This window comes from Anaerolineae bacterium (assembly GCA_035529315.1).
Taxonomy (GTDB): Bacteria; Desulfobacterota; Desulfobacteria; order Desulfobacterales; family ETH-SRB1; genus Desulfaltia.
On sequence record DATKWZ010000013.1, the window covers coordinates 64520 to 81523 of the forward strand.

General features: G+C 43.6%; 11 protein-coding genes. 4 read left to right on the top strand and 7 right to left on the bottom strand.

Annotated elements, in window-relative coordinates:
- Positions 1-149 precede the first annotated feature (149 nt).
- The gene (locus tag VMW78_02420) at positions 150-1463 is read right to left on the bottom strand and encodes an ATP-binding protein (GenBank protein HUV49864.1); all 1314 of its coding nucleotides are present in this window, start codon (positions 1461-1463) and stop codon (positions 150-152) included.
- On the bottom strand, positions 1450-3897 hold the full coding sequence (locus tag VMW78_02425) for a tetratricopeptide repeat protein (protein HUV49865.1): 2448 nt from the start codon (positions 3895-3897) through the stop codon (positions 1450-1452). The genes VMW78_02420 and VMW78_02425 overlap by 14 nt, the downstream gene beginning before the upstream one ends.
- A gap of 474 nt (positions 3898-4371) precedes the next feature.
- Between VMW78_02425 and VMW78_02430 the strand changes: the two genes are divergently transcribed.
- Positions 4372-4584: a hypothetical protein gene (locus VMW78_02430; GenBank protein HUV49866.1), complete on the top strand. Its 213-nt coding sequence runs from the start codon at positions 4372-4374 to the stop codon at positions 4582-4584.
- A gap of 320 nt (positions 4585-4904) precedes the next feature.
- Entirely contained in the window at positions 4905-5525 is a 621-nt protein-coding gene (locus VMW78_02435; GenBank protein ID HUV49867.1) for a PilZ domain-containing protein, read from the top strand.
- Here the strand turns inward: VMW78_02435 and VMW78_02440 are convergent.
- Both VMW78_02440 and fliS read right to left on the bottom strand, forming a co-directional pair.
- Entirely contained in the window at positions 5522-5881 is a 360-nt protein-coding gene (locus VMW78_02440) for a flagellar protein FlaG (protein HUV49868.1), read from the bottom strand. The genes VMW78_02435 and VMW78_02440 overlap by 4 nt on opposite strands.
- A gap of 140 nt (positions 5882-6021) precedes the next feature.
- Complete coding sequence (gene fliS, locus VMW78_02445) at positions 6022-6462, bottom strand: flagellar export chaperone FliS (GenBank protein HUV49869.1); 441 nt, start codon at positions 6460-6462, stop codon at positions 6022-6024.
- A 294-nt stretch (positions 6463-6756) separates the two neighbouring features.
- On the opposite strand from fliS, the gene VMW78_02450 reads away from it, so the two are divergent.
- A complete protein-coding gene (locus VMW78_02450; protein ID HUV49870.1) occupies positions 6757-9420 on the top strand; it encodes an adenylate/guanylate cyclase domain-containing protein in 2664 nt (887 codons plus the stop codon).
- Between the two features lie 21 nt (positions 9421-9441).
- On the opposite strand, the gene VMW78_02455 is transcribed toward VMW78_02450, so the two are convergent.
- Together VMW78_02455 and fliD are read right to left on the bottom strand one after the other, a co-directional pair.
- Positions 9442-9891, bottom strand: coding sequence for a hypothetical protein (locus tag VMW78_02455; GenBank protein HUV49871.1), 450 nt, complete (start codon positions 9889-9891; stop codon positions 9442-9444).
- Positions 9892-10075: 184 nt separating this feature from the next.
- The gene (gene fliD, locus VMW78_02460) at positions 10076-13582 is read right to left on the bottom strand and encodes a flagellar filament capping protein FliD (protein HUV49872.1); all 3507 of its coding nucleotides are present in this window, start codon (positions 13580-13582) and stop codon (positions 10076-10078) included.
- A gap of 447 nt (positions 13583-14029) precedes the next feature.
- Between fliD and VMW78_02465 the strand changes: the two genes are divergently transcribed.
- Positions 14030-15148: an ATP-binding protein gene (locus VMW78_02465; GenBank protein ID HUV49873.1), complete on the top strand. Its 1119-nt coding sequence runs from the start codon at positions 14030-14032 to the stop codon at positions 15146-15148.
- A 360-nt stretch (positions 15149-15508) separates the two neighbouring features.
- Here VMW78_02465 and VMW78_02470 read toward each other — a convergent pair whose 3' ends face one another.
- Positions 15509-16909 (bottom strand): flagellin, encoded by a 1401-nt coding sequence (locus VMW78_02470; protein HUV49874.1) that lies wholly within the window; start codon positions 16907-16909, stop codon positions 15509-15511.
- Positions 16910-17004: the final 95 nt, after the last annotated feature.

Sequence of the window (17004 nt, forward strand, 5' to 3'; positions counted from 1 at the left end):
TTCCCGTCATTCCGGCGAAAGCCGGGCACGTAGTGACACGAAGTGAAGCATCAGCGCTAACCGTTAGCGCTATCCAGTCTTTTCAAGTAGTTGCAGATCATCTGGACTCCTCCCGGACTCGATCCGTGATCTACCGGAGTGACGACTTTTTACGAATTCATAATCAATGGGAATGTAATATTAAAAACAGCCCCACCGCCTTTATAGTTTTCTGCATCTATCGAACCGCCATGAATATCAACGATATTATGGACAATAGCAAGACCAAGGCCCGTGCCTTTCTCCTTTGTGGTAAAAAAGGGATCAAATATCTTTTTTATGTTTTTATCGGGTATTCCGAGGCCGGTGTCCATAAAACTGATTTCTACGTTTGAATTGTGAGGTTCCTTTTTTTCATCGTTGCTGTCGGAAATTTTCGTTTTAATATAGAGATTTCCTCCGCCCGGCATCGCCTGCATGGCATTCAGCATAAGATTCAAAAACACCTGCTTCAACATCTCGGCATTGCCTGTAATTACAGGATCAACATCTTCATAGTTTGTCGTAAGAATGATATTCTCTTTCCCTAAAATCTGTTCGGAAAAAATTATAATCTCTTTAAGCACATTATGGATGCTGACCTCCTTCATCAACGGCTTTTGATCTCTTGCAAACATAAGCAGGTTGGATATTTTATTATCCATATCCTTTACAGCACTTATGATATGAGATGCCCTGTCACGATTCTTCTTCTCTTTCAGCTCCTTTATCAACAAAGAAGCAAAAAGCCCTATGCTTCCTAATGGGTTTCTTATTTCATGGGCAATGTTCGCCGCTGTTTCACCCATTGCAGCAAATTTTTCCGTCCTTTTTACCCTTTCTTCCAGCTTCTCTAAGCTTGTAATATTGCGAAGAACAACAACTCTCCCTGTTTCCTCCCCATTTTTTGATTTAACAGCAGAACCAAAGATCTCTAATATCCTTCCTTTCAGCCTTATTTTTTTCCCCAGACCACCGTCAAAATACCTTAGGTCTAAGCAGCCTTTCGGATCGGACGGGAATTCGTCTCCAAAAAGCGAATTCACATTTTTCCCCTTTACATCCTCTCTCGAAAAACCGGTAAACGCCTCGGCGCGCCGATTCATCATCGTCATTTTTCCTTCCGGATCCGCTACAATCACGCCGGTCGTAAGGCTCTCGAGGATATTCTGAAGATAGCTGCTTATCTTTTCTTTCTCTGCCAGGGCTTTTTGTAATTCAATATTTTTGGAATCCAGCTCCTTGTTTATGGCCTTAAATTTCTCTTCCAGGCCGGCAAAGGCTTTTTGCAGCCTCGCGGTTGCCCGATCAAAGCTCTCAAATGATTGTTGTAAGAACGGGTTTTCCCCTGCCTGTGCGCCATGCCTGCGGTTTCCGGTTTCCGGTTTCCGGAACCGTGAACTGTTAACTGTGCCCCCTGACCCCTTGTTTTCAATCCCCAACATATTTCTCGTATTTCTCTGCCCAGTTTTTATCTGCCAGGTAATAATCCACTACTCTCGGCCAGAATTCATCGCCAATTTCCCCTTTTAATGAGATGAAGGATTTATCAGTCATAGGCTTATTGCTCAGATTTGCGTATCCCCGCCCTATATTGAAAAGGGTCCACATGTTTTGTTTGCCTTCAGAAACGCCGTCCCCGGACTTCATTAGGGACTGTTCATACATCAAAATCGCCTGCTGATATTTCCCTTTATTATACAAACAATCTGCTAAGCCCTCATAAGAATCCATAATCACAGGAGCGGAACATTTTTGCAAGTCGCCGCAGTTTTTCAGAACCCTATTATAATTTATCAGGGCGGATGAATACAGCCCCATCCCTTTCAGTGAATCAGCATATTTTTTACGGATAGCCGCACCATCCTCAACCCCTGTTTCGGAACCCAGAGCTTTCGAATAAAAGCCGGCCGCCTCTTTTAAAAGACCCTCTTTGTAAGAAATATCCCCAAGCAGCTTTGTGGCGGCAATCGCTATGCTCTTATCCACCCCAGAGTAATTCTCGTGCAGCCCCTCTAATCTCTTTTTCGCCTCTTCATAAGAACCCCTGGCATAATCAATTTTCGCCATCTCAAGCAAAAGCCCGCTTGCCCTTTTATTCTTACCGAATACACCTGTCATTTTCCCGAAAAATCCGGCGGCATCTTCTAACAGGCCCATTTCCTTCAGACTGCTCCCAATTTTGAATAACATATCAAAATCGCCATTTTTGAACAAAAGGTCTTTGTCGGAATTAAAATATACATCTGAAACAGCGATATAGTCTTTCTTTGAATAATGATCGTCAATCAGGCGGCCGGCGCTCAATATAAGTTTTTTCTCACCTTCTTTTCTATGCGTTCCGTAAGGAAATCTACCCAGCAGGGAACGGTAGTTATCAAACGATTCCTGATACTTTTTCCCTTTTATCAGGGCCTCTCCCTTACGGAACATCAACTCTTCCTCCATATCAAGACCGGAAAGTTTTCCAGTCATTTTTTCATATGTCTTGATGGGAGCCGCGTAATAATCCATCCCTGCAAGGATATATGCCGGTAATTTTATTTCCGGATCTTTAACCCCGATATTCGCCATAATGATTGCGCTCTCCCGAGCTTCCACACTGCCGGGATACCGTTCAACCACCAGGCTCAGCGCCTTAAGCGCGCTGCGCAATTGCCCCATTGCCTCAAAGGAACGGGCAATCTTATAAAGGGTGCCGCTGCAATGTTTACCATCTGGGAACAGATTCACATAAACAAAGAAAAATTCCAGAGCATTATCATATTTTCCGGTTTGAAAATAATGTGCTCCCAGGTTCAAAAGAGTATCTTCCGGAATATTTTCCAGCGCAGGCCACTTTTCCAAAGCATTACCATACCAGATGTCAGCGTCATTAAATTGGCGCATCTGAGAATAGCAATTCCCAACAGCAAAATACGCGTCTCCGGCATGTTTGCCGTCTGGAAATCTTTTTATGTATTCTTTAAACTTCTCGATTGCTTCGCTAAATTTCTTTGTTTTGTAATACATTTTGCCGGCCATGTATAAAGATTCCGGAGCGTAGTCTGATTCAGGATATTTTGAATATAGATTTTTAAATTCCATTAACGCTTCGTAATAAAAAGTTAAGCGGCTGTAACTTTCAGCAAGCCTGTAAGTGGCCTGCGCATTTTCCTTCTTTGAGCCTGGATAGTTTTGGATGATCTCTCTATATTGATCAATAGCTTCTGAAGCATGTTGTTTATCCCCGTTTTCCCCTAAAAAGTAGTGACAATCAGCTATACGCCTCATCGCGGTTTCATTCTTTTTAGTTTTAACCATCTCTTTGAATTTGATTAAAGCGTTTTTGTATCTTCCTGATGTAAAATCGCTCATAGCGCCGTCATACAGATCCGTGTCCGCCTTCGGGCTTGGATCCACCTTGTCTTTATGAGTTTTATGAGACAGCGCAATTTCTTCTGTGTTCAGTGCATCGGTTTTCGTCTTCTTCGTGTTCCCGCCAGGCGCGGCTGTTTTATTTTCAGGCTTAGTCTTTAATACTATAGGTTTAGTCTTTAATACTATAAAATCCTTAAACATCCCCTTTTCTACCAGCTTTTCCCCAGCTTCCAATGCCTCGCCGATACTCTTATACCTCCCTATAAAAACACGACGCCATTCCCCTTTGTTCGGAATGTTCACTGTTTCACAGAAAGAATCATACCCCTGAGTTTTCAGGCTGTAGCTCAGCGCTGCGGCGTCATTAAAGTTTTTATCCGAAGCCACATGAACACTGTAATATTCATCTTCAGCTTCTCCGCAGGAACCTCCTAAACCTGACAAAAAAACCAACAATGCCGCTAAAATAAGAATTATAAAAAATTTGACGCGCAACATCTCTGATCTAAAAAAAATCATCTTTGACAATCTCATAAAAAGGTAAGGACTCTGTTCGCTTTATTGCGAATTCAGGGATTCGCTGTATACAAAAGCAATTTATATGCCATGCATCTTTGATAAGCTCGTAAAAAGTCCCAAAACACCGTTTTCCGTCATTCCGGCGAAAGCCGTAATCCAGTCTTTTCAATCAGTTGCAGACCATCTGGACTCCTCCCGGACTCGATCCGGGATCTACCGGAGTGACGACTTTTTACAAGTTTATCATCCTTGACTGTTTTCTGAACCGCAAAAGCGAGCGCATTCCCCGCTGCTTGCGGCGGGGTTAGCGAGCGAATCCAAAAATAGCAAACATCCTTACGGTCGAAGATTCCCCGCTGCTTGCGGCGGGGAGCTTCAATCTGATTAAAAATTATGGGCATTCTCCGGCGGAAACATAAAAATTGTCTAAAGTTCTAAATCTTTTCGCCGATAAGAATTAAGTAGAGGTGTGCCGTGACAATATCAACCTATCAAATCGAAAGCGTTCTTAAAGCATATAGCAAGCAAGTCAGAGTGGAAAACAGGATACAGCATAAACCTAAAAGCTTAAACAAATATGCCGATATTGTAACCCTGTCATCTGAAGACAATAAAAAAGAAGCTTTTGACAAAATTTCATACAGCCTCATAGATATCCTGCAAAAAGCAAACAATCCGCTTAAATAATAACAGGCAAGAATATCCCCCGATCCACAACCGGTGCAATTCTGGCACAGAAAATGCATTTGCCTGAATTCATCTCTATCAATAAAGAGACACAATCTAAAAATGATGAACTCGTAAAAAGTTGAAAACCACTTTTTGCAAAACTTGAGTTCTCACAACTGAGCCTTTTGCTTTTATGTTTTGATCAACCGTTAACTGTAAACCGTGAACCGTTATCGGATAAAGCAATTGTCATTAAGCTTGACGTAGATGACAAAAAAATGACGCTTACTGTTGGAACGGTCGTTTGCGGTTCAAAAAAAATAAGTGGGGGTGGTATAATGATTGATGATTTAAAAAATTTTTCAGAAGTTAAACCGGTCGTGACAAACCATATAAAAAACGTAAAAGTAGATGACGTTCGAAATCGAGAACACGTAAGAGTAGATGACGTGCTCAAGGTTGATTACCGGAAGATTCCGCAGAAAGACTATGAGACGTGCAAAGACGACCCGGAAATTATTTTTGAAAATACTTTTGGCAAACCCTTTGAAGTGCCTAAAATTGAGAATGTTAGCTTAGAATTGCTCTACAAGCTTATATATCAGGCAAACCTGAAAATAGACCGTATTTTAAACATACTGGAAAGCAAAAATACTGAGAAATATGAATCTGTGAGCGGTGAATATGTGAATATTAGTGGTTCCGGAATGAGATTCATCGCAAACCAGAGTTTTTCGATCAACGATATTATTGCGCTTAGAGTTTTTATTCCTTTAGTCTCCAAGACGTGGATAAATATACTTGGAAAAGTAGTCTCAATTACAGAATCAGAGTCAGCAAATAAATACGATATTGCTGTTAAATTTGAAGAACTCTCTGAAAGCGACAGGGAAATTATCATAGGATATGTGTTTAAAAGGCAGAGAGAACTCCTGAGACGCAGCTCAAAACGCCCTTAAACCATTCCATTAAAAAGCATGCCGGCAAGTTCTTCCATCTTTACTTGCAATTGCTGCAGTTCTTCAGGCGGGATTTCACGGATCAACCTTCCTGTTTCTTTTTCAGACACGGTAACTGCGGTTTTGCTATTTTTTTCTCCATATGTGGAAAAGGCTATGTTTATATTCATCCTGTCCACATATCCCTGGAGTTTTTCCGTTAACTCTCTTACCTGTTGATTGTCAAGATGTTCGCTTGTACCGGATCCAGATGTTTTTACGCGGTCTTCTTCTTCTTCTGCGCTCCGAATCTTGGAAACAATGGCCGGATTCCCCTGTATATTCAAGGACTCCGAGTCAATTCTATTGATATCCATTTAATACCTCCTCTCTGCTATCATCCTTTTCAGGGCTGATTCCCCTGTCGGCCTTGATTCTATAGGCATTGATCAGCATAGTTATTTACGCGATCCAGGCCCTAACGAGTCTTCTTTGACAGCCTGTCTTTTAAATCCTTTTAATACGCTCCAGCAGCTCTTGAATCCGCGGATTTTTTCTGACCGGTGTCATGGCTAAAACTGAAATTTTCAGGAATGCGGAATATCTCCTTCCATGCTGATTCAAGTTCACTAAGCATCAGAATTACCTCATCAAGGGCTTTCACGTCCTTTTTTACATCCCCCTCGATTATGCGGCGCAGCATATAATTGTATAGGGATTCGAGATTCCCGGCTATTTTTCCACCCTTTTCGAAATCAAGCGCCACAATCAATTCGCTTATAATATTCTGCGCCTTTTGGATAGTCTTGGCTTTTGCTTCATACTCTCCGGAAATATAATTTTTCCTTGCGGTCTTCAGGCTGCTGATCGCCCCCTCGTAACACATTAATACCAGTCTTCCGGGGGTCGCCGTTGTCACACTTGTCTGCCTGTAGGCATTAATTCCATTCCCATACATGAAAGCATGTCCTCCTTGTTAATTTAGTTCGCTTTGCTCACAACCGGCCGGGTTGTAAATATCCCATGCAAGTAATTCATAACTTATCTGGTTGTCTAGTATAATTATCGGAAATCTTTTCTTAAAACTTTAGATAAAAATAACTTTAAATACGATTCTGTTATGTTATACTGTTTCTCAAAAATATGTTATGTTTCAAAATGAGTTTTTGCGGTTCAAGTTTTACAGGAACAGCGCCGAATAAAACAATCAACCAAAGCTTTGGACTGTTGAGAAACTAAAAAGACAATAATTATGACCTCAAACGTAAATGCAAAAAAATCCATCAGGAAAATAGCCGTTCTTTTTACAGACATTATTGGATCAACCATGTTTTTCCAATCTTACGGCAATCTGGCTGGACGCAAAATGCTCCAGCAACACGAAGACATTGTTTCAAAAGCAACCACAGATTTCGGCGGAACCGTCGTCAAAAATATTGGCGACTCGATTCTTGCTTTTTTTACCAACCCTCAGGAAGCGACAAAGGTCGCTATACGAATACAAAAGGAGTTTAACCGATTTAACAAGCAAAAAGATGCTGAGTATGAAATCCATATTAGAATTGGAATTCACTTTGGCGATGGTATTATCGAAGATAAAGATATATTTGGGGATGTGGTGAATATAGCCTCCAAGCTGACAGATCTTGCGGGAAGCGATCAAATATTCATATCTCACGATGTTTTTACTCTGGTTAACAGATTATCTTCCCTTCAATTTGAACCTGTTGAAATTCCGGATAAAAACAATGCTCCAATAAAACCGGAAATTTATCAGGTTCTATGGGACAAAAGCATCGACCTTGATCCAACCATGATGTCGGTCATTTATATGAGACCTGTCCGGAAATTGGGAATCGGCAATTTTGATAACATCTGGGACAATCTCATCAAGGCTAAAGCCCTATTCTGGAACGGCAAAATTGATGAAGAAGCAATAATGGATGATCAATCCGTTATACTCATTGCAAAAAATCCGTCTCTGCTTATGGATGTAGCCGGTGATATGTTAAATTTTCTTATGGAAAATTTAAACACTGATAAAGAAACAGGTATCCTGCCTGTACAGATAATTATCGACGCGGGTCCCTGTCTGGAAATCGACAAACTGGTTCGTGAAGGGTTTAAAGCAGACTGGGAAAAATTCAATCCGGGAACAATCTACATATCACCTTCTGCCTGTAAATTAATAGAAAAAGAACAAGGCAGCCTGGTTATTCCTTCAACATCGCCCGGTCCGAACCAAACCGGTCCGGACCAAACTCAATCCTTCTATGAAATAGCCCCCGGTGATTATAAACAAAAAGAAAATGCCTTGCTTTTCTTATATCAGGATGCCTTAAGTATAGGACAGAATTCACCCTGCTTTTACTGTGGCAACAAAGAACATGCTGCACAGAACTGTCCCTCCAAACATCTTGTCGATATGACCAATGTTTTAAATAAACTGGGATATCTTTCTTTTGATAAAATCAACGACATTTTCCTTGCGTATCTAATGAGTTCAGAAGAGGCAAAGCAAAAAGCTGTAAAATCTCCGGAAGAATCACGCGAGCAGGAAACGTTGGCCTGCCTTGGATTCTATGAACTCAAACAGGTCTTTCAGCTTCGTTTCTTCAAAAGTATCTGGGATAATAAAAACAATGAGTGGGACAGGATCACAGCAACAAAGAATAGCGGTGACGGCAAAGGCGGTTTTATATGGTTAGCTCAAGATTGCATCCGCGTTTCCAACCTTCTTCAGGCGGAATCGATTTTGCAAACCTGTTTGGAAAAATATCCTGCCGATTACAGGGTGTACTGCGCACAGTGGTTTCTGAGTATAGAAAAAGCCGATCTCTTCCAGAGCGAATATCACCTTGACAAGGCGCTTCATTACGCGAGGACAAAGCTTCAGAAAATTTTTATCCTGCTTTTACTCTCCCGTTTTTATGATCTTACAGGCGATACTGACAAGGCTCTAAAAAAAATAAGAGAAATCTTTATCATTGATCCCTTTTGCACGGAAGCCGCATATCAGGAGATCATATTTAAATTCCGGCAGGAAAAAATGAATGAAGCACTGGAACAGCTCATTAAACTTATTCGGACAAATCGGGAATATTATGTTAACGCCCTAATTGACCCGGACCTGGCCAAGTTTAACAGGATAATTCATCCGGAACTCAAGAAACTTTTCAGGGAAACCCGTCAAAAAGCACAGAAAATGGCTTACAGCGCTGAAAGAAAATTTTCCACACTCAGAAAATTTTTGGAACAAGGCGATGATGAGATTGAAAAAGCAGATGCCGTATTGTTAAGGATAAAAGAATTGGCGCACACTGATAGTTACTTCGGATACCTCGACATGGCCTATCTTGGCGATTCCATGATCAGCGCCTGCCGCAGAATCATAATCCGTCGGAAGAAAGAGTTCATAGATGCTGCTAAAAAAACACACGGGCGCATAGGAAACATTTTCAGCCTTGTAAGAGATTACCATTCCAGGCTTCTTTCCAATTCTGCCTATAAACAATTAAGAATCGTTCAATCGGAATTTAATCAAATTTTGGAAGCGATAAAATTTAATGATTTTAACGGATTTCTGGAAATGTCTATACGATATAAGGAAATTTCAAAAGAATTGGATGAGATAGAGCCGGAATTAAAAAGATTAAAAACAATACTGGACATTAAAACATTTCTAATCATTTTTTTAAAAAATTCGGCCATCATTCTTTCTGTCATCCTGTTTGCAGGCACAATTATTTTCCCCGCCATAGTTTATTATCTTAATACTTTTTTCCCGGAATTTAATATTTTCACGGCAGGAGATACCGGCTTCTATCACAAGTATTTTATCATTTTCGGAGTTCTTGGAGGATTATCATTTTCCTTTTTCAAATCTTTCAAAGCCTTTTTAAAGCGAGATCTTTGAAAAATGGTAGTTATCTTTAATTTATGACTTAATATCCAGAAACCTGGGCTGGTTTCCCCCATAGGCCCTTATCGCATAGTTTTTTACGCCTTTTCGGCTGTGACGGGCCTTTGACAGCCTGTTTTTAAACTCATCGTGGTGAAACACAAACATGGTCTCAAATTCTTTATTCAGATGCGCCGCCTCTGCTGCGGTATCATCGATGGCTTTTGTGAGCGTTCTTATTTTTTCCACTGCTTCACCCGGCAAAGCAGATATGGAATCTCTGATCCTGTTTATCCGGCTGTCAATCCCTTTGATAGCTTTTATGCAGTTTTCGCGTTTCGCTATAAGGGTTTCGATCTTTTCCATATCCTGAAGATCGGCCTCTTTCAGTAAAGCAGTGGCCGACAAAAAGCCCTTGAACGCGTCCAGCTTTCCCCCTAAAAGACCTAAAATATCAGATGCCTGCATATTATTGCCTCTATTCATTATAATACGCTCCGGTTACTCTTCGAATCCGCAGATTTTTCCTGTCCATTCCCATACATGAAAGCATATCCTCCTTTTACGGGGTTCAAGGTTCAGCGTTCAAGGTTTAGTTCTCTGACCCCTGACCCCTTGACTTCTAATCTTCTAATCTTCTAATCCTCTAACCTTCTGCCCTTCTGCCCTACTATACCCATCCGGCCATTGCACTGCTGGTCTGAGCCGAAAGCCATTGACCCTGGTTCTGAATCTTGGCCAGAGCCAGTTCCATGGCCACGAACCGAGTTATCATTGTCTCCATCTTCCGGTCAAGACGTGCCTCCATGTTATCAATCTGGGTCTCGAAACTGTCAATGCTGTTTTGAAGTGAAGTCAGCTTGAAGGCCACATAGCCGTCGTACGCATCAGTAATGCCGTATAATTCCCTGTCAAACTTTTCAGCAGCGCCCATGGTAATTTTGACGTTGCCTTGATCTTCTCCTTGAGAAGCCAGTTGGGCAGGGGTAAGAGTGATCTTGATGGACAGCCCCTCCACGCTGGTTGTTTCATCTTCTGCAGGCTCGGACCCTGTAAGGGCCTGTCCCGAACCGGTGGCTGCCTCGCCATTGATTGTTCCGGCCACGTCAACGCCGGAATCGCTCCCGTTGATTATGCCGGTTGAGGCTGAAATAGTTCCGAAATTGAGTCCGGCAGGTTCTGTCAGCGTCAGGGTCATGAGGCTAGCGCCCGTGGTATCGTCCGTAAGCTTTATTTTGCCGTCAACCACGCTTGCTGTGCCGCCAAGGGCGGTCCCTATTTCGGTAAGAAGGGCACCAATATTCTTATATGCCCCGTCATAGACATTAAAAGTAACCTCATCTATGACTGTCCCGTCATGCTCCACCCCGTTGATTTTAATAGTATCGGCAGTGCTGGCCGCATAGCCGTCAATGGCGTTAAATGCAGTGGCGCCCGTAATGTTAACCGCGCTGCTTTTGTTTACAACATCACCGGTAATCTCTTCCGCGCCGCTCACCGTCGCATACTGCTTAACGGTAAATGAAACACTGCTTCCGTAATCGTCGCTTTCCAGCACAAGCTGGTCGCCGGCATCCTTTGATGCGGTAACAGCCATGGCATAGCGGCCTTCGGTGGTCACTTCCATTGTGCCGAAATCGAGACTGCCGAGGCCTTCATTATTGCACGTCACAGAAATTTCAAGCTGGCTGCTTCCTGACGTGTTATCGGTAAGGATCAATTTGCCGTTGGAATCGATGTTTGCCGAAACATCGTTCCCATAGGCAGCCTCTATGGCCGACAACAGCCCCTGGACAGTATCCGTGGTTTTTTCCTCGATGGTGTATGTGCCTGATATTGATGTTCCGCTTCTTGTCTTTCCTGAGAAAGATATGGTGTCACCGTTAACGACATTATTGGCCTCTGCGCCGGTATCAATATCCTCCCATACAGTACTGGAAGTAATGGCGTCGTCGGCTACCCCAATCAGGATATTTGCCGTTGTCCCTGTCCACAGCTCGGTATAGACCGTATCCAGCTCGGAATTGATGGCATTTACGATATCATCGATAGACTTTCCGTTGCCCGTGTCATCAAGGGCAATGGTGGCTATACTGTTGCCCTGGGTAATGACTATGGTCTCATCGCTTGCAATTCCACCGCTTAAATCTGTCACGCCCGTGATAGTTGCCTGCTCCGCTGCCGTGGTAATCGCGACGGCGTAATCACCAGCCACGGTATCTCTGGTATGTGATATATATGCAATATCACCATCCGTGGTGGTTCCTTCAGCTATAAAAATTCTTCTCACGCCGGCAAAATCGCTGACCAGGGCATCTGTAAAATCACTGTCATTGAGCGAGAGCACGCCGTTCATATCGGAGTTGATTCCGATCAGCGAAAGGGCATTCATGTCTGTTGGAAGGTCTTTGATCGTGCTGATCAGGATATTCTGGAGACTTGACTTGATGGATGACAGGGTCCCGTCGCCGCTGAGCAAGCCTGCTGATTCCGTATCCTCATCCCACGCAAACTGGTCATTTATATATTCCAGTATTTCATTATACTTGCCTATAAAGCTCTGAACAGATGATTTTATGCCGTTCGTATCCCGTGAGATGTTCAAATCAACCTGTGAGCCGGCTTCTATCTTCTTTAAGTTTATGGTAACTCCCGCAATAACAACGGTAATGATGTTGGTAGAACTGGTTATGGTTGTGCCGTCTATCTTGACGCTGGCGTCCTTGCCCTCGGCTGACTGCATGGTGTAGCCTTCGGTAGAGGCGGCAATCGTTCCAAAGTCAAGAGTGCCGCCACTGACATTGTTATTGGCGATTAAACTGAGGCTTAACTGACTATCTCCGTCGGTGTCGTCTTCAATCTGAATCTTTCCATCTACGAGGCTGGCCGTGGCCGTCCTTGAGCCGGTTTTGCCAAAACCATCGGTCGTGTTGTTAATTTGGTCAAGAAGTGTCTGTATCGTCTCATCCGTTGCGATTGTGTAATCGAAATCAACTACTGAACCATCGCCTCTTGTTCCCTGGATAGTAATTTTATCTCCCGCCACCACATTGGAATTTGTTCCGTTAGACCAAAGGTTGGTTAAGACGGTTCCTGTGGTAATTTGTGTCGCAGCATCCCCATTAGTATTCACGACTGATTCCTGGGAATGCACCTCGGCTACATCACTCTGCCCCCCGGCCAGAATCCCTAAGGTCTGAAGCACATTATTCTTGTCGCTGAAAGTGGTCGTCCCGCTTATATCGATGTAGTATCTGGTTGTTCCGTCTTCGGTAATACTTTCCACGGAGGCTGATATGCCGGCCAAGTCATTTATATTGCTTGCAATTGTTGATAGGGATTGCGTGGCCAGATTAATGTCAAGCGTACTTGTAGTGCCTACTGTTATATCGGTACCTGTCTGGGCGCTGGTTAGACCAAGAAGTGAACCAACCGCCACCTCACTGCTCGAAAACCTCCCGGACTCGGCCCCGTCACTGGTGGGATTTTTTATCGTGGGTGTTGTGCTGTCAAGAAATCCCAACCCGGTGGAAGTGTTTTGCAGGATATTAACCGTGTCGGCGCTCGCGTCAAAAATATTGAAAGCTTCTTCACCTGTATTATCGCTTGTCAATATCAAACGATAATCGGTGTCGGAAACCGTCAATATTGAGGCCGTCACCCCTGTGGCATTTGAACCGGAGTTCACGTTATTGATCTTGTCGCGGATGTCCATCAGGTCATCGGTGTCATCCACTCTGACCGCCCTGCCGTTGATAATGAATTCTCCGGTCAGAACCAATGCCTCGTCGTAGCTTGCAAAACTCTTAGACGAAATCTTTCGGGCCTCGGCAATGCTCGAACTTGTTGTCATTTCAATGGTGTGAGACCCTGGAGCAGCATCGACACTTGTGGTAATAGACATAAAATCCGATGCACTGTAATTGGCGGAATCGGTAGTTAAAGACGAGGTATATACATTGAAGGAATCACTCTTTGCCAGTGTCACTGACTGCGTCTTCAGGGACAAAAGCATGGTATTCATGGATCGAAAGGCAGATAGCTTTGCCTGATAGTCACTCTTTCTATCTTCAACTATATCCACACGGCGGTGTTCAATCGACATGAGCTGGTCGATCATAGACCGCCAGTCAAAACCGCTTGAAAGGCCACTTATAAGGTTTGTGCTGAGAGCCATTCTATTTCTCCTTGGTTAAGATAGTTATTCAGCCTATCCACCTAATATTTAGGGTTCATGGTTGCCGGTTCACAGTTCACAGTTTTTTTCAACCGTGAACCGATAACTGTAAATCGTGAACTGTTATTAGTATATCTATCGGCAAAATTTTCCTTATACTTTAAGATTATTTGCCCTGTTTGATTGATTCAGCAAAAACCAAAATCCTGAGATCCGAAGTCGAAAATCAGGTATTAGATTAACGGAATTATATATCTTATCAAGCTCTTAACACCTGGCACCTGACACCTGATACCTGATCAATTCCTACTTTTTACAAATCCATCATGATTAACAGTAGCAAGATCTCTGCCAGATTAAAAAACCCCACTCCTGTTAAGAAGCGGGATTTTCGTTTGCTTGAAAACTCGGATTGACATTCCGAATTTTCAATGATAATATGATTATATGATTAAACGAGACCATTATTCAGCATGTCTTGCAACCGCCGCAAAAAGATCTCCTGTTACGGCGCTCCTTGGCCCCAGACAATGTGGAAAAACGACACTCGCGCGCATATTCGGCAAGCAGCATAAGTCCCACTACTTTGATCTGGAATCGCCGGCAGATCAACAAAGATTACAAAATCCGGAGTTGATGCTCAATTCTCTTCAGGGACTGATTATTCTTGATGAAATTCAAATCAAGCCGGAACTGTTCAATATATTGCGGGTCTTGGTGGACAGACCTGAAAACCGGCAGCATTTTTTAGTTCTCGGCAGCGCCTCTCCTCACATTATCAGGAATGTTTCCGAAACATTGGCCGGCAGGGTTGAATTTATTGAGCTTGCAGGGTTCAATATTCAGGAAATAAATAATATTGAGCGATTATGGCTTCGAGGTGGGTTTCCCCGCTCTTTTCTGGCTGCCTCGGAGTCTGACAGCTGGGCATGGAGAGATGGATTTATACGAACATTTCTTGAGCGTGATATTCCAATGCTGGGCATTACAATTGCTTCAACAGCAATGCGGCGATTCTGGACAATGTTGGCCCATTTTCATGGTCAAACATGGAATGCTTCAGATGTTGCCAGATCAATGGGGGTAAGCGATAAAACGGTCCGATCATACCTTGATATTCTCACAGCCACCTTCATGGTCCGTCAGCTTCAGCCATGGCACGAAAATCTGCACAAACGCCAGGTGAAATCCCCTAAAATATATTTCAGAGACTCAGGACTGCTGCACAGCTTGTTAAATATACCGGACTATCATAGCCTGACAGGTAATCCTCGACTGGGAGCATCCTGGGAAGGATTTGCCCTGGAACAGGTGTTGCAAATTATGCACCCGACTGAAGCATATTTTTGGGCCACCCATAGCGGGGCGGAGCTTGACCTTTTGTTTTTCCAGAAAGGAAAGCGCTATGGCGTTGAATTTAAATTTAATGAAGCGCCTAAGATCACAAAATCAATGCACATTGCGGTTAAAGATCTTTCCCTGGATTATTTATGGGTCGTATATCCCGGAAAAGAAGAATATCCTGTAACGGATAAAATTATGGTTCGACCGTTAAATAGTGTCTGAACGAAAACCCCGTTCAGGCACGGTTTTAAGTTTTAAGTTTTAGGTTTTAAGTTAAAAAAAAGATGCAATCTCAGAGATTTAGCAATCTCTAAACAAAATTGAAAAACCATATTTCGGGGTTTTCGTTCAGGCATCAAATAAGATATGATGTGGAGAGCTTTGTATATTACGCCATGCGCTGAGCTCTATGCTTTAAGCTTTCACCTTCTCACCTTCCGGCTCCATACTCTTCGCTCTAAGCTCTTCGCTCCACGCTCTATGCACTTTCTGGGTCTAAAATAATAAAAACCCCGCTCCTGTTAAGAAGCGGGGTTTTGGTTTAAGGTTTACTTTGAACTCTAAGCTCCATGCTCTAAGCTCTTACCCAAACAACGCCAAGACCTGCTGCGGCGCCATATTTGCCTGGGCAAGCATGGCAGTACCAGCCTGAAGCAGGATCTGATTCTTGGTAAAGTCCGTCATCTCAGACGCCATATCCACATCACGGATGATAGATTCCGCGGCCTGCACATTCTCAATAGTTGTAGCGAGGTTCGCAGCAGCATAACCCAGCCTGTTCTGGGCAGCGCCTATATTACCTCTGACAGTTGCCAAAGCCGATATAGCAGAGTCAATGGTGGTAAGGGCAGATTGCGCTCCTGCAGCGGTAGCTAAATCTAAAGCGCTTATGCCAAGGCCGGACGCAGTAGCATCCCCAAGGCTGATGTTTACCCTGTCATTAGCAGTGTTGCTCGATCCCACCTGGAAGGTGGAAGAACCAGAGCTTGCGACATCAAATGCAAAGCTGTCAAATTCATTATCCGCGTACGCTGAGTCAAGAGTGAGCTTGATGCCCAACGTGTCAAAATCCAAGGTTTGTGCGCTTCCATCAACAGTGAGCACTGTCTGCACATCACTTGTGCGGGTGTTGGTGAGAGTTATACTGTTAGCAGTAGCACTGGTTGCTGTCCAGGTCCCGGTTGCGGTAGATGAAGACAGAGTCATACTTGAGTATCCCGCATCAGTGACTATAATCGTATCAGTACCAAATGCCGTGGTGGTCATAGCACTGGCCCCAGTCAGAGTGAGTCCTATAGTTGCAAACGACAAAGTTAAGCCACCGGCTGCAAGGGTTCCCTCGAAGACTTCTCCGAGAGCACCGGTCATCTTAACAGCTGTTCCCCCGCTGGTAGCTAACGTATATGTATCCGCCGCAAGTGCAACTGGACTGTTGAAGGTGAAAGAGACAGTTGCATTATTGGTGTTAGTATCAGTATACTTGTAATTCAGGCCATTTGTAGTATCAATATCGTAGGTAGTATCAACTAAAGATGACCCCCAAGTAGGTGTAAGCGTTCCAAACGTCCCGTCGATAAGCTTTGTCCCGGCATACTCGGTTACGCCTGAGATCCGGTCGATTTCCAAAATCAGCTCTGCCTTTTCCGCGTCGATCTTGCCCAGCTCTGTGCCGGCATTAGCCGAGGCAGCCTGGGTGGCCAGCTCTTTCAATCGAGTCAGCATATTACCGATCTGGTCCATGGCGCCTTCACCAACCTGAAGCAGAGAACTTGCCTCAGAGGCATTCCTCGAAGCCACTTTAAAGCTTGCTATGTCCGCGCGAAAACTCTGCGAAATAGCCAAACCGGCGGCATCATCGGCCGCACGGTTGATCCGATAACCGGATGAGAGTCTTTCAAGAGATTTTTTCATCCCAGCATCTGAAACACTCAACCAACGCTGGGTATTTAACGCTGCAATATTATTTACAATTCTTAATGCCATGGTTTTATCCTCCTTGATTTTTGGTTTTGTTTAGCCGTCAGCTTTCAGCTTCTCTTGCTTTCAGCTTTGAGCTTTCAGCCTTTAGCCCCTCCGGC

Excerpts from the sequence above, each read along its gene's own strand:
- fliS (HUV49869.1), bottom strand. The coding sequence starts at position 6,462 with ATGTATGGGAATGGAATTAATGCCTACAGGCAGACAAGTGTGACAACG.
- VMW78_02420 (HUV49864.1), bottom strand. The coding sequence starts at position 1,463 with ATGTTGGGGATTGAAAACAAGGGGTCAGGGGGCACAGTTAACAGTTCA.
- fliD (HUV49872.1), bottom strand. The coding sequence starts at position 13,582 with ATGGCTCTCAGCACAAACCTTATAAGTGGCCTTTCAAGCGGTTTTGAC.
- VMW78_02440 (HUV49868.1), bottom strand. The coding sequence starts at position 5,881 with ATGGATATCAATAGAATTGACTCGGAGTCCTTGAATATACAGGGGAAT.
- VMW78_02435 (HUV49867.1), top strand. The coding sequence starts at position 4,905 with ATGATTGATGATTTAAAAAATTTTTCAGAAGTTAAACCGGTCGTGACA.
- VMW78_02470 (HUV49874.1), bottom strand. The coding sequence starts at position 16,909 with ATGGCATTAAGAATTGTAAATAATATTGCAGCGTTAAATACCCAGCGT.
- VMW78_02465 (HUV49873.1), top strand. The coding sequence starts at position 14,030 with ATGATTAAACGAGACCATTATTCAGCATGTCTTGCAACCGCCGCAAAA.
- VMW78_02425 (HUV49865.1), bottom strand. The coding sequence starts at position 3,897 with ATGATTTTTTTTAGATCAGAGATGTTGCGCGTCAAATTTTTTATAATT.
- VMW78_02455 (HUV49871.1), bottom strand. The coding sequence starts at position 9,891 with ATGAATAGAGGCAATAATATGCAGGCATCTGATATTTTAGGTCTTTTA.
- VMW78_02450 (HUV49870.1), top strand. The coding sequence starts at position 6,757 with ATGACCTCAAACGTAAATGCAAAAAAATCCATCAGGAAAATAGCCGTT.